We start from the raw sequence: 17,386 nt of genomic DNA on the forward strand, positions 1-17,386 counted from the left end.
GATTGCAGCCATGACTTCGAACGTGACTGCGGTCAGCTATGGCCTGAAACTGTCCCCCTCGGAACCGGAAAACCTGCGGTCCTTGCTGGCGGACTCCGGTGCCAGCTTCGGAGAAGCTGCCAGCACAGGCGACGGACGCTTCGAGGTCTGCACCGTGGACTTTTCCGTGCCGTCCGGCTCTGCCGCGGACATCGCCGGCCTGCGGCACGCGGTTGCCGCCGCGAAGGAGAACGCGGAGCGGGCCGGCGTGGACACCGCCATCGTCCCCGCGGAACTGCGGAAGGCCGAGCGCAAGCTGCTCATCATGGACGTCGACTCCACCCTGATCCAGCAGGAGGTCATCGAGCTCCTCGCCGCCTATGCCGGAAAGCGCGACGAAGTCGCTGCCGTTACGGAAGCCGCCATGCGCGGTGAACTCGACTTCGCGCAAAGCCTGCACGCCCGCGTGGCCGTCCTTGCGGGGCTGCCGGCCGCCGTCGTCGACTCGGTCCGCGCAGAAGTGAAGCTGAGCGAGGGTGCCGCGGAGCTGGTGGCCGCATTCAAGGCTGCGGGCCACGCCGTTGCGGTGGTATCCGGCGGCTTCAACCAGATCCTGCGCCCCATCGCCGAGGACCTCGGCATGGATTACTGGATCGCCAACGAGCTGGAGATCGTGGACGGGGCCCTGACGGGCAAGGTCCTCGGGGCTGTGATTGACCGTGCAGCCAAGGAAAAGTACCTCCGCGAATGGTCGGCCGCCGAGGGCATCGTGTTGGAGCACACCATCGCAGTGGGCGATGGCGCCAACGACCTGGACATGCTCGGCGCCGCGGGCATCGGCGTGGCCTTCAACGCCAAGCCCGCCGTCCGTGCCGTGGCCGACGCCGCCATCAACATCCCGTACCTCGACGCGGTGCGGCACATCGCCGGCGTCTGAACATCCGGAACTAGAAGCCCGACGGCGGCGTGAACTGGCTTGCCGTGAACACGGCCCCGCCGGGGTCCCGGATCAGGGCGGTCCGTGTCCACTCGGTCTCGTCCTGCGCCAGGACGTGGCCGCCCAGGCGCTCCGCCTCCTGCACCGCCCGGTCACGGTCCGCGACGGTGAAGGTGACATGCCAGTGCGGCCGCTCGCCAGGGGCGGTAGGCGCAAGCCAGCCCACTGCGTCGGCGAAACCTGTGGGGACCGCGTCCCCGGATTGGCGGGCCCGGATATCCGGGTCGACGGTGGCTTCCAGATGGTCGCCGTAGCCTGGACGGCGGATCATGGTGCCGAAGTCGAGACGGTCAAATTGCCAGCCGAAGGCCCTGGCATAGAAGTCCGCGGCAGCATCCGTGTCCGCGGTATGGAGGTCGCTGAAGTTCCAGCCGCCCGGCACGTTGACCGCCTGGGCGCCCGGCCGCTCCGCCGGCTGCCAGATGCGGAACTCCGCCCCCTCGGGATCGGCCAGCGCGGCCCACACGCCGCCAACGCCTGTATCGGCAGGAGCCGATTTGAGAGTGGCCCCGGCTGACAGCAGATGACGCACTGCGGCGTCTGCATTCTCGACTCCGATGTACGTGTTCCAGGCGGGGACGCCGTGGGGGCCGGTGCCGAAACCGGTGATGGCGCCTGTCTCCTGGCCGCCGAGCCGGGCGATTGCGTAACTGCCAGTGTCCCCGGGTGGCACCGTGCCGGCGTCGAACTCCCAACCGAGCAGTCCCCCGTAGAACTTCGTGGCCGTTCCCACGTCCGGCTGTTGGCTGTCCACCCAGCACGGCACGCCGGCCGGATAGCTCCGCTTCGCTGCTGCTGCATCGTCTGCCATGGCTATGACCCTAGGCGCCCCAGGCCGGCCGGACAACGCCTGCGCGGCCCGATTTGTGTACTGCTGATGCAGGCCGCGGCCACCGCGGCGGGGACGCCGAAGGCCCGGCGCTGTTGCGCCGGGCCTTCGGGTCAGGGATCCGGGTCAGGAACCCGCGTCAGGAACCCGCGGACGGCAGATGCCGGACGGACTAGCCGGCGTTCTTGCCGAAGTAGTCCGCGCCGCCGGCGTATTCCGTGTGGCCGGACTCGACGTCGGCGGTGGCCATGCTGGCAACCACCGCGGCGAACTCCTCAACGGAGTACAGCTTGCCGGCCTCGGCGCGGCGGGCCTCGATGGCGCCGGGGTTCGACCGGTCCAGCAGCGTCGCGGTCACGGTGCCTTCGATCATGTCGCCGGACACGACCACCAGGGTGATGCCCTTGTCCGCCAGGTTCGGCAGCAGCTCACGCAGGGCGTCCTCACCGGCACGCTTGCTGCGGGCCACGGGCTCGTACTCGGGCATGGTGGGCACCGAATTGATGAAGTGGGCCTGGTGGCTGGTCACGAAGACAACGCGGGAGCCCTCCTTCATCAGGGGCGCGGCGGCGTTGAGCATGTTGACCTGCGCGTCGCGGTTGAGCTTGAGGGCGTAGTCCTCTTCCATCCCTGTTTCCATGCCGCCGGAGGCGTTGAGGACCAGGACGTCGAGCGAGCCGAAGTTTTCCATGGCGGCGCTGGCCAGCGCCTGCACGCCTTCGAGGGTGGTCAGGTCAGCGCCCACGGCGACGGCACGGCCGCCGTCGGCCTGGATCCCGGCCACCACTTTGTTGGCGCGGGGCGCCTTCTGGCGGTAGTTAACCACGACGGCGGCGCCCTCGCCGGCGAGGATCTTGGCAACTTCGGCGCCGATGCCGCGCGAAGAACCGGTGACGATGGCTGTCTTGTTGTCCAACTGTCCCATGTGGGCTCCCTTATCTAAATCTTGATCTTTGTTCAAAACGTCTAATGACTGATGGCCTGCAGTCCATCATGCCAGCGGGCAGGCCGGTTTCCTTTGTCGGAACGCGACAAAGAAGCCGGTGGCCTGCCCGTTGGCGAAGTCGTGCGCCTGGGGGCCTAGTGCCCCATGCCGAGGCCGCCGTCGACCGGAATGACGGCGCCGGAAATGTAGGCGGCCTCGTCGCTGGAGATCCAGCGCACCACGTTGGCCACCTCCGAGGCGTCTGCGAAGCGCCCGGCGGGGATACTGGACAGGTAACCCTTCTGGGTTGCTTCCGGCAGTTCGGCCGTCATGTCCGTGTTGATGAATCCGGGAGCCACCACATTAGCCGTGATTCCCCGCGAACCGAGCTCGCGGGTCAGGGAGCGGGCGATGCCGACAAGCCCGGCCTTGGAGGCGGAGTAGTTGATCTGGCCCGGCGCGCCGTAGAGGCCCGAAACGGAGGAAATGAGTACCACGCGGCCCTTGCGCAGCCGGATCATGCCCTTCGAGGCGCGCTTGATGACGCGGAACGCGCCGGTCAGGTTGGTGTCGATGACGGACGTGAAGTCGTTCTCGCTCATGCGCAGCAGCAGCGTGTCCTTGGTGATGCCGGCGTTGGCCACCAGCACCTCGACGGGACCGTGGGCGGCCTCAACCTCGGCGAACGCAGCGTCAACGGAGGCTTCGTCGGTTACGTCGGCCTTGACCCCGAGGACACCCTCCGGCAGCTTCGATTCGCTGCGGTAGGTCACGGCCACCTTGTCGCCGTTGGCCAGGAATGCTTCCGCGATGGCCAGGCCGATGCCGCGGTTTCCGCCGGTGATAAGGACGCTGCGGGCCGTGGTTGCTGCTTCAGACATGTGTGCTCCGGATTTCCGCGGAGCATGGCTCCGCTGTGGTGGCTGGAATTTTGACTGCCTCCGATCTTATCGTCCGATTGGGAGCCAACTTCGGATGGTGAGAGAATTGGGGTAGCCATTGGAGCGTGATGAGACAGTCGTGATACCTGAACCCCAACCCGGACAGCAGACGCCCGGGAAGCGTGACGCAGCCGCCGGCCATCCGGAAGTAATCAGCATCACGGACGCCGCCGCAGCGCATTCCGAAGACATGCGGGAGCGCATGATCAAGTACGCCCTCGCCATGGGTATCCGCATGGTGTGCCTGATTCTGATCTTCGTGGTGGACGGCTGGTTCAAGCTGGTTGCGGTGGCGGGTGCGGTGTTCCTGCCGTGGGTCGCTGTGGTGATCGCCAACGGTTCGGACAAGGCAGAGATCCACAGCGATGCGTTGCTCGATTACACGCCCTACGCTGAGCTGGGAGCGGCCGAGGAACCCGGGACTGCCGAAAGCGCGGACGCGGCCGATGAGCCGACGGTGCTCCAGGGCGAACTCATTGCTGATGACGAAGAAGACGACGAGGGCCGGGGACAGAAAGCTTCATGAACATTTTCAACCTGGGTGGCGGCAGCGGCGATCTGGCCGGGCCAGCATCCGCGGCCACGTGCTCCCGCAAAGCCTGCCGGGCCGATGCGTCCTGGCAGCTGCTCTGGAACAATCCCAAGATCCATACGCCTGACCGCCGCAAGGTGTGGCTGGCGTGCGGTGAGCACAAGGCGTGGCTGGAGGACTACCTGCAGACGCGGGGGCTCTGGAAGGAAACCGTGCCGCTCGAGGGCGCTGAAGCGGGCGGGAACAGCTGAATGTACAGGTTCCTGTTTTCCAGCAAGTGGCTGGGCTATCTCCTGCTGGCCGCGATCTTCGCCACCGGTTGCGTTTTCCTCGGCCGCTGGCAGATGGACCGCCGGGCGGAGACGCTCGCGGAAATCCAGCGCGTCACGTCCAACTACTCTGCTACTCCCATCACGTTTGCCCAGGCCCGCAATGAGTTCAACCAACTGGACCCGTCCAAGGAATGGACCCAGGTCAGGCTCCAGGGCACGTACGACGTCGACGGGCAGCGGATCGTGCGCAACCGGCCCCTCAACGGGCAGCCCGGATACGAGGTAGTGGTGCCGTTCAGGCTCGTGTCGGGCGAGACTGTGGTGGTTGACCGCGGTTGGCTGCCGATCGGCAATAAGACGCCCGGCCGGCCGGACTCCATTCCGGCGCCGCCGTCCGGGCAGATCACTGCCGTGGTGCGGCTCAAGCACAGCGAACCCACCCTGCAGCGCGGCGCGCCGGAAGGCCAGCTGGCATCCATTGACCTGCCCACCTACGCCACCGAGCTCGGCTACCCGCTGCTCACGGGCGCATACGGTCAACTCGCCTCGGAGACACCGCCGGTGGCGGACATGCCGCAGCCGTTCCCGATGCCCTCGGTAGATGAGGGTACGCACCTGTCCTACTCGCTGCAGTGGTTCGCCTTCGGCGTCCTCATGTTCGTGGGCTTTGGATACGCTGCCCGGCAGCAGGCGCGCAACGCCGCGATGGATGCCGAGGACGCCGAGGCGCTGGACGGTGAGCCTGCCCACGCCGCCGCGGGAGCCCGACGTCGTCCGCCGGCACCCCGGAAGCGTAAGCGGCCGACCGCGGAAGAAGAGGAAGACGCGATCCTGGATGCCCAGGGCTACTGACGACCGGAGCACGGACATGCTTGCCGACCCTGTGGCCAACGTGCGCCGGGCCCTGACCGCGGCCGGCGCCCGCGACACAGTCACGGTTCTTCCCGATGCGGTTCCGACGGCGGCCGCCGCCGCTGACGCGCTCGGCTGCGACGTTGCGGCAATCACCAACAGTCTGGTGTTTGAAGTCGACGGCGCTCCCCTGCTGATTCTCGCCAGCGGAGCCGCCAAAGTGGACGTCCGGCTGGTGGCCTCCCAGCTGGGCACCGGACGGATCCGCCGCGCCGCGCCGGACTTCGTCCTGCACCACACGGGCCAGGAAGTGGGCGGGGTTGCCCCTGTGGGGCATCCGGCGAAGATCCGCACCCTGCTGGACACCTCGCTCGAAAACCACGCCACACTCTGGGCCGGGGCGGGCGACCACCACTCGATGTTCTCCATCAGCTACGGCGAGCTGCAGCGGATCACGGGCGCCCACGCGCTTCGGGTGCGCTGAGCGCTTCCCGTGCGCTGAGTTCCGTAACCGTTCAGTCCTTTTGGAGTGGTGGTCGGGAAGCGGTTGATTACGGCGGTTGCCCGGGATTCAGACGTGGAGGGTGGGCCGGTAGATGAGCTCTTGGGTGTGGCCATCGAGCGTCCGGCTCTCGATCAGCTCGAGATCGAAGTCGGCGGCATCCTGGAAGATCGGCTGCTCTCCGGTCTGGCCGGTGATCACCGGGAAGACCGTCACCTGGACGCGGTCGACCAGACCGGCGGCCATCAGCGCGCGGTTCATCGACAGGCTGCCGTGGGAGCGCAGGGGCACTTCTGACTCTTCCCTGAGCCGGGCGACGACGTCCACTGCGTCGCCGCTCGCGACGGTGGCGTCCGGCCAGTCGAGCGGTTCCTGCAGGGTTCTCGACACGACCGTTGCCGGCAGGTGCGTCATCCGCGTGACCCATGAGTCACGGACGTCGGAACCCTCGCTGCTCGACGCCAGCATCCGCGTGAACGCCCGATACGTGTTGGCCCCGAAGACCATCCGCTGCTCCGTGCTGTACAGGGCGAGACGGTGTTCGAGCAGCTCGGGGCCCTGCTTGCCCCAGTAACCGCCCCAGTTGCCGCTGTGGGAGCCGAAGCCGTCGAGGCTGCAAAAAGACGTCGAAGGTGTAGATAGCGCTCATGCTGTTCTCCTCGAATACGGCTGGTCGGGTTTGGAAATACAGATGTCACAGCGGGAAGAGCATAGCTACCGACGCGGAGGATGGCCACAGGGCTTCAAAAGCAACCATGGCGGCCGCAAGCATCGCAGGCCTGGAGATGCCCACAATGCTTCGACCCCGCTTTACGCTATTCGTTGCAGGACAAACGGCAACCTGCTGCAAGTCAGAAGGCGAGTTCTTCCGCTGTCGCTTCTGCACTCTGGGCAGGGGTGGGGGTGTGGCCGCGCAGCGGGACGTGGCGGATGAACAGGGCCAGCACGAAGCCGGCTGCGGCGACGACGGCGGCCCAGAGGAAGACGCTTTGGATGCCGCTCGTCACGGCCTGCTTGAAGAGGTCCTGGACCGCCTGCGGCAGGGAGTGCAGGGCCGCCGGGGTTATCTGTCCGCTCTGGTGCAGGTTTCCGGAGCCGCCGGCGCCGCCGCCCATGGCGTCCGCCAGGCGGCTCGCGTAGATGGATCCCAGGACCGAGATCCCGAGGGATCCGCCCATGTTCCGGGCAAAGGTGCTGGTGCCGGTGGCGGCCCCGATGTCCTTGATGTGCACGCTGTTCTGGGCGATGAGATTGGTGGTCTGCATCATGCAGCCCATGCCGGCACCGAGGACGGCCATGTAGATGCCCGACTGCCAGGCCGGAGTATCCAGGCCCATGGTGGAGAAGAGGAACAGGCCGGCTGCCATGAGCGCGGATCCGGCGATCGGGAGCGACTTGTAGTGTCCGGTGCGCGTTACGAGCAGGCCTCCGGTCAGTGAGACGATCATCGCGGCGATCATCATGGGCATCAGCAGCAGCCCGCTGCTGGTCGCGGATTGGCCCTGGACGTACTGCTGGAACTGGGGCAGGAAGGTGATCCCGCCGAACATGGCGAAACCAACGATGAAGCCCAGCGCGTTGGCCAGCGAGAAGTTGCTGCTGGCGAACAGGCGCAGCGGAATGACGGGCTCGGCGACGCGGCTTTCGATAACCAGGAACAGGATCAGCCCGACGGCGGCGGTGGCCCCGAGGCCGATGATTTCCGGTGAGTTCCAGTCATACTGGCTACCGCCCCAGCTCAGCATCAGCACGAGCGAGGTGATCCAGACTGTGAGGACGGCGGAGCCCCACCAGTCGATCTGCACCTTCGATGTCCGCGGCTGGCGCGGAAGCTTGAGCGTGAACCAGCAGACGACGAGCGACAGGACGCCCAGCGGCAGGTTGACATAGAACGCCCAGCGCCACGTGGCGTGGTCTGTGATGAAACCGCCCAGCAGCGGTCCGCCGATCATGGCCAGCGGCATGACTGCCATCATGATGCCCTGGTACTTGCCGCGCTCCCGGGGCGGGACCATGAGTCCGATCGCGGCCATGATGCCCACCATCAGCCCGCCGGCACCCAGGCCCTGGAATGCGCGGAAGCCAATAAGCTCCGTCATGTCCTGACTCATCCCGCACAGGGCTGAACCGGCAAGGAAAACCACGATCGACGCCATGAACGTGCGGCTGTGCCCGAAGATGTCGCCGAGTTTGCCCCAGATCGGGGTGGCCACGGTGGATGCGAGGACATACCCGGTGGTGACCCAGGCAAGGTGGTCCATGCCGCCCAGTTCACCAACGATGGTTGGTAGCGCCGGGGCAACAATCATGTTATCCAGCTGTGCGAGCAGCATGGCGATGATCAGCCCGCTCATCGCGGTGACGATCTGGCGTGGTGACAGCCGGGCGGGCTCCTGGTCAGCTTTCATGGCAGGCGGGTCCTTTTGGAAGTTGGTTTGCGGCTTCACTTACCGCTCGGTTAGCATGGTACTTACCGGCCGGTTAGTTAGCAAGTGGACCGGCCTGCGCAAGTGGCCGGGTTGAGAGGAAGCACGCACAGATGACACCCACGAATGGCGGGGCAGTCCCGCCTGCGGGCGGGACGCGGGAGAACATCCAGGCTGTCGCCTTGCGCCTGTTTGCCGACCAAGGCTACGAGTCGACGTCGATGCGGCAGATCGCTGAGGAACTTGGCTTCACGAAGGCGGCGCTGTACTACCACTTCAAGAGCAAGGAAGACATCGTCCGGGCCCTGATGGAGACAATGCGCGGGCAGGTCACGGACCTGCTGGCCTGGGCCCGGACACAGGAACCTGGCCCGGACGTGCGCCGGACCGTGATCGTCCGGTGGACCGCGATCATGCAGGACCAGGGCCTGCGCATGTTCCGCTTCCTCGGTTCCAACCACCGGTTGATCAGGGACATCAAATCAGAACCGGGCCAACATGAAGGAATGGCCGCGGCAGTTTCCGAACTGTTTGCCATCCTCACGCCCCCCGGAGCAAGCGTGGAGGACCAGTTGCGCGTCCGCTTCGCCCTGCTCAGCATCAACATGCTCGGCATGGCCGCCCGCGACCTCGACGCCGACGAGAAAGACATCCTGGAGGCGGCCGCACGCATCTCCTCCGGCCTGCTGCCGCCCGGATTCTGAGAGTCCGTCTTACCCTCCAACGCCCGCCTCCTATTCTGCTCACGCCTGTTTTTCCGACCCGTGATGGGAACCTTCATGACTGTGCCAATCCTGTCCGCCCGCGACCTGACGAAAACCTATGGCCGCGGACCTGACCGTTTCGATGCCCTTAAAGGCGTTTCCCTGCAGATTGACCGCGGAGACTCCGTGGCCATCGTGGGCAAGAGCGGGTCCGGTAAATCCACTCTGATGCACCTGCTGGCGCTGCTGGACACCCCGGGCGGAGGTGAAGTCTGCGTTGATGGCGTTGACGCAAGGAACCTGAGCGGGCGCAAGCTCAACAGCCTGCGGAACGGGATGTTCGGGTTCGTGTTCCAGCAGTTCTTCCTCAACCACTCGTCCACTGTGCTGGAGAACGTCGTGCTGCCGCTGAAGATTGCAGGTGTGGGCCCACGGGAACGCCGCGCGCGCGGCATGGCTGTACTGGAGCAGCTTGAGCTGGCCGATAAGGCCCGCAACAAGGCCGGGAACCTCTCCGGCGGCCAGAAGCAGCGCGTAGTGATCGCGCGGGCACTGGCTAACAACCCACAGGTCCTCTTCGCCGATGAACCCACGGGCAACCTCGATACCGCCACCGGGCGGGTCGTGGAGGACATTCTGTTTGACCTCAACCAGAACCACGGAATCACCCTGATCACGGTCACTCACGACCATGACCTGGCGGCCCGGTTCAACCGGCGCATCTTTATCCGCGACGGCCAACTGATCAGCACCGACGAGGAGCACGCGGCATGAAACCGCTCGAGACACTGAAAACAGCGATCACCAACAGTTTCCGAAGCAAGCTGCGCACCACGCTGACCATCCTGGCAATCTTCGTCGGAGCCTTCACCCTGACCATCACCAATGGCCTTGGCACTGGCATCTCCGAGTACATCGACGCCCAGGTCGCCGCCGTCGGACCAGGCAACGCCTTTACGATCACCAAGACCGACACCAATGCCGGCGCGGGTTCCGGTCCGCAGAAATACGATCCGGAGGTCAAGGTGCTGGCCGCCGGCGGCCGGCCCGGATCCACCCAGCTGGCACTGAATCCGTCAGACCTGGACAAGGTAGCCTCGGTTGCCGGGATCACCGGTGTTTCCCCTGTGACGCGGCTCAGCCCCTCATACATCGAGTGGAACAACAACGGGAAGTACCAGCTCTCCGTTAGCCCCCTGGCCGGCGCACAGCCCCAGCTCGATGCCGGTACAGGCCTGGACGACACGGCCAAGCAGGCCCAGATCATCCTTCCGGCCCCGTACATCGTCCCGTTGGGGTTCAGCGGCAACGCCCAAGCCATCGGCCAGGAGGCCACCATCGGAATCCAAGACGCGACCGGTGCCATGCACACCATCACCGCACGCATCAACGGCGTGGAACAAAGCGCCCTCCTCGGCGGTGGTGGCGCGTTTGCCAACAAGGCGCTCACCGCCGCTCTTGCCGATGCCCAGGGGATCGGGGCTCCCGCTTCGACGAAGGATGTCTGGACCGCCGCCACGGCAACCTTCGATACGACTTCGCCGGACCGGATCAACGACATGAAGTCGCGTCTGGCAGACGCAGGCTACACCGCCCAGACGCTCGAGGACCGGATCGGAACCGTCAAGACGGTCATCAGCGGGATCATCGGCGTCCTGAACGCTTTCGCGGTGATCGCACTGGTCGCTGCGGGCTTCGGAATCGTGAACACCCTGCTGATGTCTGTCCAGGAACGCACCCGGGAAATCGGCCTCATGAAAGCCATGGGCATGGGAAGCGGCTCTGTCTTTGCCCTCTTCAGCACCGAAGCGGCATTCATCGGACTGCTCGGCAGCATGATCGGATCCACTGCCGCTATCGGGCTGGGCACTGCGGTCAGCGGCGCCCTCGCCCGTGGCCCGCTCAGCGACCTGGCAGGCCTCCAGATTCTCAGCTTCGCGCCTGGGCCCGTTGCCGGAGTCATCCTCCTTGTCATGGCCATCGCCTTCATCGCCGGGACCTTGCCGGCGTGGCGGGCTGCCCGGCAGAACCCGATCGACTCCCTCCGCTACGAATAGCCGACACCGGCAGTCGAATCCGTGCGGAGGGAAAGTTCATCGGATTTCTCGAGCCGGCGGTAGCGGAGGCAGCGGAGGATTCAAGCCTTCCCGTAGCTGGAGCTCCGAGGAACCACCGGAATACTCATTCCCGTTGGGGTCGTGAGCGGAAGTATTGGTTGCGGCGTGGTTTTCGGTGGGGGTCGAGTTCGGGTGGGGGTTTGAACCAGGGCACCTCGTTGGTGACGTCGATGGTCCATTTTTCTTTGTGGATGAGGTGGTGGTGATGGTTGCAGAGGAGGACGCCGTTTCCGGTGCTGGTGGGTCCGCCGCGGGACCAGTAGGTGATGTGGTGGGCTTCGCACCAGGGTGCGGGGATGGTGCAGCCGGGGAATGCGCAGCCTTGGTCGCGGGCGGTGATGGCTTTGCGGATGTGGGGTGGGAAGACGCGTGCGGCGCGGCCGATGTCCAGGATGCGTCCTTGGGTGCCGAGGACGACGGGGATGATGTCGGCGTCGCAGGCGATTTTGCGGATCGTGGCCGGGTTCACCGGCCCGCTGAACGCGAACAGGGCGGTGCCGTCGCCGGTGTAGCCGGGCTGCCCCTGGAGGTCCTGCCATCGCTCGACTTTGGCCAGGAGGTCGCGGTAATCGATGGTGGCAAGGATTTGGGGCCGGTGCCCGCCGTTGGCGGGCAGGGCGCCTGTGGTGAGGGCTGTTTGGCAGGCGCCGACGAGCCCGTCGAGCCGTTTTTGCGCATCGGACCGGTGGTCCAGGGTGATCTCCGGGACGCCCGGGGTGTCCCACCCGGCTGGATCGCTCTGTTCACCCGCCGCTGTGCCGGCGGGGCTGGACCCGGCACCACCGGTCCCGTCACTGTCGTTCCCGCCGTCGGTTTCGTGTCCCGGTGCGATGGTGCGGGGGTTGGTGGCGGTGTTCATGACGGTGGTGAGGGTTTCCAACTGCTCGGTGGTGGCGAAGATTTCCAGGTGCTGCAGGCCGTGTTTGGGCCGGCGGATGAAGGCGCCCTGGATCTGGCGGAGGGCCGCTTCGGAGGGTTCGGTGCCATCCTGGTCGATCGCCTCGCCCCAGTGCCGGGCGACCCGGGTCAGGAAGTCCGCGTCGTTCTCGACGGCGGTGACGGTCAGGCCGTGTTCCATCTCCGCGGCCCGGGCGGGGGTGGTGAAATGCCGTGCCCGGTCCAGGGCCATGGTGATGGTGGTCCCGGCGCGTGAGCTGACCTGCCCGGTGCTGACGGCGGCGGCGAGCTCTTCGTAGCGGGGCGGGAGCTGCTGTCCGCCGAAACCTGCCCGGGGCAGGACCGAATCGGCAAGGGCGAGGCGGCGGCGGGCCTCACCGGCGCTGATCCGCAGCCTGCCGCGGAGGAATTCGACGGTGTTCCGGGAACCGTCAGCGCCCGGATCCGCGCCTGAATCCGGGCCCAAAGCAGCGGTGGGGACGAGGGGTGCCGCGGCGGCGGTGAGGGCCTCGGTGCGGGACCGGTCCACCGCCCCGGCGGCGAGCACCTGCAGATGCTCCACCTTCCGGGAGAGCTCCTCGACCCGGTCCGCGAAATCAGCGGACTGACGGAAACCCCACAGCCCGGTGTCCTCGGCGCTGATGGGGTCCGAGGCCAGCAACGCAAGGGACTGGTCAACCGCGTCGGCCGCGGCTGGAAGGCTCTGCAGGGCGTTCGCCCCCATGGACACCAACCCGCCGCCACCGGACCATCCGGCCCGGCGTGCGGCACCCTCTGCGGTGAATCCCCCAACGGCTTCCATAAAACCATTGTGCTGAGGGGGTCTGACATTAACAGCCCCGGCGGCGGGAGCAACCCCGCTGTCCCGGCCACCGCCGTCGTTCCCTCCGACGGGAGCCAACCCACCGGCACCGGGCCGTCCGGCCCGGTCTGCGGTGAATCCCCCAACGGCTTCCATAGATCCATTGTGATGAGGGGGCCTGACATTGACGGCCCCGCCGTCGGGAGTGACCCCGCTGAGCCAGCCGCCGCCGTCGTTCCCTCCGACGGAAGCCAACCCACCGCTACCGGGCCGTCCGGCCCGGTGTGCGGCACCCCCTGCGGTGAATCCCCCAACGGCTTCCATAAAACCATTGTCATGAGGGGGTCTGACATTAACAGCCCCGACGGCGGGAGCGACCTCACTGAGCCAGCCACCGCCGTCGTTCCCTCCGACGGGAGCCAACCCACCGGCACCGGGCCGTCCGGCCCGGTCTGCGGTGAATCCCCCAACGGCTTCCATAAAACCATTGTCATGAGGGGGTCTGACATTCATGGGCGGGAAGCGCTGGCCTGCCCGTCGGGCCGACCGCGGCCCTCACTCGCCCGCCAGCAAACTTAAGCCAGCGTGATGAGGTCCAGGTAGTCCTCGTTCCAGAGGTCCTCAACGCCGTCGGGCAGCAGCACCACGCGCTCCGGGTTGAGGGCCTCAACGGCGCCTTCGTCGTGGCTGACCAGGACGACGGCGCCGGTGTAGTTGCGCAGGGCACCCAGGATCTCGGCGCGGCTGGCGGGGTCGAGGTTGTTGGTGGGCTCATCCAGCAGGAGGACGTTGGCGCTGGAGGCCACGATGGTGGCCAGCGCCAGACGGGTCTTCTCACCGCCGGAGAGCACGCCGGCAGGCTTGTCGACGTCGTCACCGGAGAACAGGAACGAGCCCAGGATGCCGCGGACCTCCGCGTCCTTCATGTCCGGGGCGGACGATCGCATGTTCTCCAGGACGGTGCGGTCGACGTCGAGGGTTTCATGTTCCTGGGCGTAGTAGCCCACCTTGAGGCCGTGGCCGGGGACAATGTCGCCGGTGTCGGGGCGGTCCACCCCGGCGAGCATCCGCAGGAGGGTGGTCTTGCCGGCGCCGTTGAGGCCGAGGATGACCACCTTGGAGCCGCGGTCGATGGCCAGGTCGACGTCCGTGAAGATTTCCAGCGAGCCGTAGGACTTGCTGAGGCCTTCCGCCGTGAGCGGGGTCTTGCCGCAAGGGGACGGATCCGGGAAGCGCAGGGCTGCCACACGGTCGGTTTCGCGCACTGCTTCCAGCCCGCTGAGCAGGCGTTCGGCGCGCTTTGCCATGTTCTGCGCTGCAACGGCTTTGGTGGCCTTGGCGCGCATCTTGTTGGCCTGGTCGAACAGGACCTGGGCCTTCTTTTCGGCGTTGGCGCGTTCCCGCTTGCGGGCGCGTTCGTCTGTTTCGCGCTGCGTCAGATAGCGCTTCCAGTCCATGTTGTAGAAGTCGATCTGGGCACGGTTGGCATCCAACAGGAACACCTTGTTCACGGTGGCTTCGAGCAGCTCGGTGTCGTGGCTGATCACGATCAGTCCGCCCTGGTGGTTCTTGAGGAAGTCACGCAGCCACGCGATGGAATCGGCGTCGAGGTGGTTGGTGGGCTCATCGAGGAGCATGGTCTCGGCGTCCGAGTACAGGATGCGCGCGAGTTCCACGCGGCGCCGCTGACCGCCGGACAGGGTCTTGAGGGGCTGGTTCAGCAGGCGGTCGGGCAGGGCGAGGTTCGAGCAGATAGCTGCGGCCTCGGCTTCGGCAGCGTAGCCGCCGGCCGCCAGGAATTCGGATTCGAGCCTGTCGTAGCGGTTCATCGCCTTGCGCTGGACCGCTGCGTCCTCGCTGGCCATCTCGTCATGGGCCTGCTTCAGCTTGCCGGCGACGATGTCCAGGCCGCGGGCGGACAGAATCCTGTCCCGTGCGAGCTGCTCCATGTCCGGCGTGCGCGGATCCTGGGGCAGGTATCCGATTTCACCGCTTCGGGTCACCTTGCCGGCGGCAGGCAGGCCCTCGCCGGCGAGCACACGGGTCAGCGTGGTCTTGCCGGCACCGTTGCGGCCCACGAGCCCAATCTTGTCGCCCTTGTCGATCCGGAAGCTCACCTGGTCCATGAGCAGGCGGGCGCCGGCGCGCAGTTCAAGATCCTGAACGGTAATCACAGCAGGTAAGGCCTTTCACAACAGGGAATGCCGCAGCACGGCAGGTTGCATGCCGCACGGCGCAAAGTAAGGAACGCCGGGGATGCCGGCCGCAGAACGGCCCGTTCAAGTCTACCGGCCGGTGCAACCCGGCCAGAACACGCCGTCGGTGCCCAGAAGAGCGCCTTCGCCACAAGAGCGAGCGCAGTATTTGTGTCCAGGACCAGACCCCGGGGCGTCACCCTTGTAGGACAGCAACAAAATGCCGTGATTCCCGGGCCAGTAACGTCAACACCAGCCGATAATTGTTTGTACCCCTCCGACAGGACCTCCCATGACCCAGACCCATTCCGCCGGCGCCCTGCAGCCGGCAAAGCGCACCCGCTGGAACGCCACCGACCTCGGACTCATCGCCGTCTTCGCCGCGCTCGTGGCGGCATCAGCCCTGGTTGCGGCCATCCCCGTGGGTGGCCTCGGCGTCCCCATCACGCTCCAGACGCTCGCCGTCATGCTGACCGGGCTCGCCTTGGGCCCCGGCCGCGCGTTCGCTGCCGTTGGTCTCCATACCCTGCTTGGGCTCGCCGGGCTCCCCATTTTCAGCGGTGGCCGCAGCGGTCTGGGCATTCTGGCCGGACCCTCGGCCGGCTACATCATCGCGTTCCCCCTCGCCGCCGCGGCGGTGGGCTGGCTGGCCGCCGTCGTCATCCGCCGCACGGTGAAGTTTCGTGCCGTATTCCTGTTCGCCGCCGCCATGGCCGCCAGCATTGTGCTGATCCACGGACTGGGCATCGCCGGCATGATGGTGAACGCCAAGCTGGACTTCTCCAAGGCGTTCCTGGCTGATCTCCCCTTCTACCCGGGTGACATCATCAAGAACGTCCTCGCCGTTGCGGTGGCCATCGCCCTGCACAAGGCCTTCCCCGATCTGCTGGTCCGCCGAGTCCGGCAGCTCCCGCAGAAGGCCGCCGCGCCGGAAGCCGCCACACCGGCAGCCAGCACCCACCAGTGAGCGCCATCTCCCTCAGGAACGCAGGGGTCAGCGTGGCCGTCGACGGGCGCCCTGACCCCAAAGTCCTGCTGCAGGGCATCTCGCTGGAGCTCACCGAGCAGCGGATCGGTGTGATCGGGGCCAACGGCTCCGGCAAGTCGACGCTGCTCCGCCTGCTGAACGGCCTCGTGGTCCCCACCGAAGGGACAGTGACCGTCAACGGCGCCGACACGGTCCGCAACGTGCGTGCCGTGCGCCAGCAGGTGGGCTTCGTCTTCACCGATCCCCTGTCCCAGCTGGTCATGCCCACCGGTCGGGAGGACGTGGAGCTCTCGCTCCGGCGCTCGGTGCGCAATGGCAGGGAGCGCCGGGAGCAGGCCACCGCTGCCCTGGACCGATTCGGACTCCTGCCCCTGGCTGAGCAGAGCATCTACGAACTCTCCGGCGGCGAACGGCAGCTCCTGGCCCTGGCGTCCGTGTTGGCGGTGGAACCTGGCGTGCTCGTGCTGGACGAGCCCTCCACGCTGCTGGACCTCAGGAACCGCGAACTGCTCCGCCGTACCCTGGCCGGCCTGAGCCAGCAGATCGTCATGTCCACCCATGACCTTGAGCTGGCCCTGGACATGGACCGGGTCCTGGTGGTCGAATCCGGGCGGATAGCGTTCGACGGCGGTGCTGCCGCCGCCGTCGACCACTACCGGTCGCTGTCCGCGCGGAGCCTGCCGGACGGTGACTTCCGGTGAGGGGTCACGGCTTCCTGCTCGCCAACTACGTGCCCGGCTCGTCCCTGATCCACCGCATGCCGCTGTGGCTGAAGTTCCTGCTGGTCCTGACGTGCGGAATGGCCTCTTTCCTCATCGTCGACTGGCGGCTCGCCGCCGGAGCGCTCCTTGTGATGTGCGCGCTGTTCCTGCTCAGTGGCGCCGGAGCCGTGCGGCTATTCCGCGCGGTGCGGCCGCTGCTTCCCGTCCTGCTGGTCATCGGAGCGTTCCAGTGGTGGCAACTGGGCGGGCCCGTTGCCGCCCGCATCGTCCTGAACATCCTGCTGTGCGTCGTGGCGGCGTCCCTGCTGACCGCCACCACGCCGCTGCACCGGCTGCTCGACGGCGTGGTTTCCCTGGCCCGCCCGTTCCGGCGCTTCGGCGCGGACCCCGAGCGCTTTGCCCTGACCATCGCCATCATGCTGCGGAGCATTCCCTTTATCGCCGGGGCCTTCGCTGACGTCCGGGATTCGGCGCGTGCCCGCGGACTGGAACGCAACCCGCGGGCGCTGGTCCTGCCGGTGTTCATCACCACGGTTGCCTATGCCCGCCACACAGGCGAAGCGCTGGCCGCCCGCGGGCTGGGCGAGCCGGAGGACTGACCACCGCGGGGGCTCGTCCTTCCCCTCGGGCCCGGGGGCCGACGCCGGCTTTCAAACCCAACTGGGTCGCAGATCAGGGCGTTCTGAGCGCTGGGAACGCCCTGATC

The 17,386-nt window shown here is 66.7% G+C and carries 17 protein-coding genes and 1 pseudogene; 11 read left to right on the forward strand and 7 right to left on the reverse strand.

The features are described from left to right. Window positions 1-10 precede the first annotated feature (10 nt). A complete protein-coding gene (gene serB / locus ACFRAU_RS17410) occupies window positions 11-916 on the forward strand; it encodes a phosphoserine phosphatase SerB (RefSeq protein ID WP_377997188.1) in 906 nt (301 codons plus the stop codon). A 10-nt stretch (window positions 917-926) separates the two neighbouring features. Here the strand turns inward: serB and ACFRAU_RS17415 are convergent, their stop codons facing one another. The 3 genes from ACFRAU_RS17415 to fabG all read right to left on the reverse strand — a co-directional run bounded on the left by ACFRAU_RS17415 (window position 927) and on the right by fabG (window position 3,611). Further along, window positions 927-1,787, reverse strand: a complete 861-nt coding sequence (locus ACFRAU_RS17415) for a VOC family protein (protein ID WP_378000859.1) — start codon at window positions 1,785-1,787, stop codon at window positions 927-929. Between the two features lie 190 nt (window positions 1,788-1,977). Beyond that, complete coding sequence (locus tag ACFRAU_RS17420; RefSeq protein WP_377997190.1) at window positions 1,978-2,730, reverse strand: SDR family oxidoreductase; 753 nt, start codon at window positions 2,728-2,730, stop codon at window positions 1,978-1,980. 155 nt (window positions 2,731-2,885) lie between these two features. Next, a complete protein-coding gene (fabG, locus tag ACFRAU_RS17425) occupies window positions 2,886-3,611 on the reverse strand; it encodes a 3-oxoacyl-ACP reductase FabG (RefSeq protein ID WP_377997191.1) in 726 nt (241 codons plus the stop codon). A gap of 118 nt (window positions 3,612-3,729) precedes the next feature. Here fabG and ACFRAU_RS17430 point away from each other — a divergent pair, with 118 nt between their 5' ends. Genes ACFRAU_RS17430 through ACFRAU_RS17445 form a run of 4 tightly spaced genes read left to right on the forward strand, consistent with a single transcriptional unit; the run spans window position 3,730 to window position 5,811 of the window. Beyond that, window positions 3,730-4,197, forward strand: a complete 468-nt coding sequence (locus tag ACFRAU_RS17430; protein ID WP_378000860.1) for a DUF3099 domain-containing protein — start codon at window positions 3,730-3,732, stop codon at window positions 4,195-4,197. Then, on the forward strand, window positions 4,194-4,454 hold the full coding sequence (locus ACFRAU_RS17435; protein ID WP_378000861.1) for a hypothetical protein: 261 nt from the start codon (window positions 4,194-4,196) through the stop codon (window positions 4,452-4,454). The genes ACFRAU_RS17430 and ACFRAU_RS17435 overlap by 4 nt, the downstream gene beginning before the upstream one ends. Beyond that, window positions 4,455-5,327: an SURF1 family protein gene (locus ACFRAU_RS17440; RefSeq protein WP_378000862.1), complete on the forward strand. Its 873-nt coding sequence runs from the start codon at window positions 4,455-4,457 to the stop codon at window positions 5,325-5,327. It begins immediately after the preceding gene. Beyond that, window positions 5,311-5,811, forward strand: a complete 501-nt coding sequence (locus ACFRAU_RS17445) for a YbaK/EbsC family protein (RefSeq protein ID WP_378000863.1) — start codon at window positions 5,311-5,313, stop codon at window positions 5,809-5,811. Before ACFRAU_RS17440 ends, ACFRAU_RS17445 begins: the two co-directional genes overlap by 17 nt. Window positions 5,812-5,898: 87 nt before the next feature. Here ACFRAU_RS17445 and ACFRAU_RS17450 read toward each other — a convergent pair. Together ACFRAU_RS17450 and ACFRAU_RS17455 are read right to left on the reverse strand one after the other, a co-directional pair. Continuing rightward, window positions 5,899-6,478, reverse strand: a pseudogene (locus tag ACFRAU_RS17450) (dihydrofolate reductase family protein). A gap of 202 nt (window positions 6,479-6,680) precedes the next feature. After that, window positions 6,681-8,237, reverse strand: a complete 1,557-nt coding sequence (locus tag ACFRAU_RS17455; RefSeq protein WP_378000864.1) for an MDR family MFS transporter — start codon at window positions 8,235-8,237, stop codon at window positions 6,681-6,683. Window positions 8,238-8,368: 131 nt separating this feature from the next. Here ACFRAU_RS17455 and ACFRAU_RS17460 point away from each other — a divergent pair, with 131 nt between their 5' ends. The 3 genes from ACFRAU_RS17460 to ACFRAU_RS17470 all read left to right on the forward strand — a co-directional run bounded on the left by ACFRAU_RS17460 (window position 8,369) and on the right by ACFRAU_RS17470 (window position 11,016). Next, window positions 8,369-8,959: a TetR/AcrR family transcriptional regulator gene (locus tag ACFRAU_RS17460; RefSeq protein ID WP_378000865.1), complete on the forward strand. Its 591-nt coding sequence runs from the start codon at window positions 8,369-8,371 to the stop codon at window positions 8,957-8,959. Window positions 8,960-9,034: 75 nt separating this feature from the next. Beyond that, window positions 9,035-9,733: an ABC transporter ATP-binding protein gene (locus ACFRAU_RS17465; RefSeq protein WP_378000866.1), complete on the forward strand. Its 699-nt coding sequence runs from the start codon at window positions 9,035-9,037 to the stop codon at window positions 9,731-9,733. Continuing rightward, window positions 9,730-11,016 (forward strand): ABC transporter permease, encoded by a 1,287-nt coding sequence (locus ACFRAU_RS17470; RefSeq protein ID WP_378000867.1) that lies wholly within the window; start codon window positions 9,730-9,732, stop codon window positions 11,014-11,016. Before ACFRAU_RS17465 ends, ACFRAU_RS17470 begins: the two co-directional genes overlap by 4 nt. 124 nt (window positions 11,017-11,140) lie before the next feature. Here ACFRAU_RS17470 and ACFRAU_RS17475 read toward each other — a convergent pair whose 3' ends face one another. Next, on the reverse strand, window positions 11,141-12,775 hold the full coding sequence (locus tag ACFRAU_RS17475; protein WP_378000868.1) for a DUF222 domain-containing protein: 1,635 nt from the start codon (window positions 12,773-12,775) through the stop codon (window positions 11,141-11,143). A 575-nt stretch (window positions 12,776-13,350) separates the two neighbouring features. After that, entirely contained in the window at window positions 13,351-14,949 is a 1,599-nt protein-coding gene (locus ACFRAU_RS17480) for an ABC-F family ATP-binding cassette domain-containing protein (protein ID WP_377997202.1), read from the reverse strand. A 313-nt stretch (window positions 14,950-15,262) separates the two neighbouring features. On the opposite strand from ACFRAU_RS17480, the gene ACFRAU_RS17485 reads away from it, so the two are divergent. Genes ACFRAU_RS17485 through ACFRAU_RS17495 form a run of 3 tightly spaced genes read left to right on the forward strand, consistent with a single transcriptional unit; the run spans window position 15,263 to window position 17,279 of the window. Continuing rightward, entirely contained in the window at window positions 15,263-15,937 is a 675-nt protein-coding gene (locus ACFRAU_RS17485; RefSeq protein ID WP_378000869.1) for a biotin transporter BioY, read from the forward strand. Further along, complete coding sequence (locus ACFRAU_RS17490) at window positions 15,934-16,659, forward strand: energy-coupling factor ABC transporter ATP-binding protein (RefSeq protein ID WP_378000870.1); 726 nt, start codon at window positions 15,934-15,936, stop codon at window positions 16,657-16,659. The genes ACFRAU_RS17485 and ACFRAU_RS17490 overlap by 4 nt, the downstream gene beginning before the upstream one ends. Next, the gene (locus ACFRAU_RS17495) at window positions 16,656-17,279 is read left to right on the forward strand and encodes an energy-coupling factor transporter transmembrane component T family protein (RefSeq protein ID WP_378000871.1); all 624 of its coding nucleotides are present in this window, start codon (window positions 16,656-16,658) and stop codon (window positions 17,277-17,279) included. The genes ACFRAU_RS17490 and ACFRAU_RS17495 overlap by 4 nt, the downstream gene beginning before the upstream one ends. Window positions 17,280-17,386: the final 107 nt, after the last annotated feature.

Origin of the sequence: Arthrobacter sp. NPDC056691 (genome assembly GCF_042791415.1) — a bacterium.
In the GTDB taxonomy this organism is placed as follows: Bacteria; Actinomycetota; Actinomycetes; order Actinomycetales; family Micrococcaceae; genus Arthrobacter.

Excerpts from the sequence above, each read along its gene's own strand:
- serB (WP_377997188.1), top strand. The coding sequence starts at position 11 with ATGACTTCGAACGTGACTGCGGTCAGCTATGGCCTGAAACTGTCCCCC.
- ACFRAU_RS17415 (WP_378000859.1), bottom strand. The coding sequence starts at position 1,787 with ATGGCAGACGATGCAGCAGCAGCGAAGCGGAGCTATCCGGCCGGCGTG.
- ACFRAU_RS17420 (WP_377997190.1), bottom strand. The coding sequence starts at position 2,730 with ATGGGACAGTTGGACAACAAGACAGCCATCGTCACCGGTTCTTCGCGC.
- fabG (WP_377997191.1), bottom strand. The coding sequence starts at position 3,611 with ATGTCTGAAGCAGCAACCACGGCCCGCAGCGTCCTTATCACCGGCGGA.
- ACFRAU_RS17435 (WP_378000861.1), top strand. The coding sequence starts at position 4,194 with ATGAACATTTTCAACCTGGGTGGCGGCAGCGGCGATCTGGCCGGGCCA.
- ACFRAU_RS17440 (WP_378000862.1), top strand. The coding sequence starts at position 4,455 with ATGTACAGGTTCCTGTTTTCCAGCAAGTGGCTGGGCTATCTCCTGCTG.
- ACFRAU_RS17445 (WP_378000863.1), top strand. The coding sequence starts at position 5,311 with ATGCCCAGGGCTACTGACGACCGGAGCACGGACATGCTTGCCGACCCT.
- ACFRAU_RS17455 (WP_378000864.1), bottom strand. The coding sequence starts at position 8,237 with ATGAAAGCTGACCAGGAGCCCGCCCGGCTGTCACCACGCCAGATCGTC.
- ACFRAU_RS17460 (WP_378000865.1), top strand. The coding sequence starts at position 8,369 with ATGACACCCACGAATGGCGGGGCAGTCCCGCCTGCGGGCGGGACGCGG.
- ACFRAU_RS17465 (WP_378000866.1), top strand. The coding sequence starts at position 9,035 with ATGACTGTGCCAATCCTGTCCGCCCGCGACCTGACGAAAACCTATGGC.
- ACFRAU_RS17470 (WP_378000867.1), top strand. The coding sequence starts at position 9,730 with ATGAAACCGCTCGAGACACTGAAAACAGCGATCACCAACAGTTTCCGA.
- ACFRAU_RS17475 (WP_378000868.1), bottom strand. The coding sequence starts at position 12,775 with ATGGAAGCCGTTGGGGGATTCACCGCAGAGGGTGCCGCACGCCGGGCC.
- ACFRAU_RS17485 (WP_378000869.1), top strand. The coding sequence starts at position 15,263 with ATGACCCAGACCCATTCCGCCGGCGCCCTGCAGCCGGCAAAGCGCACC.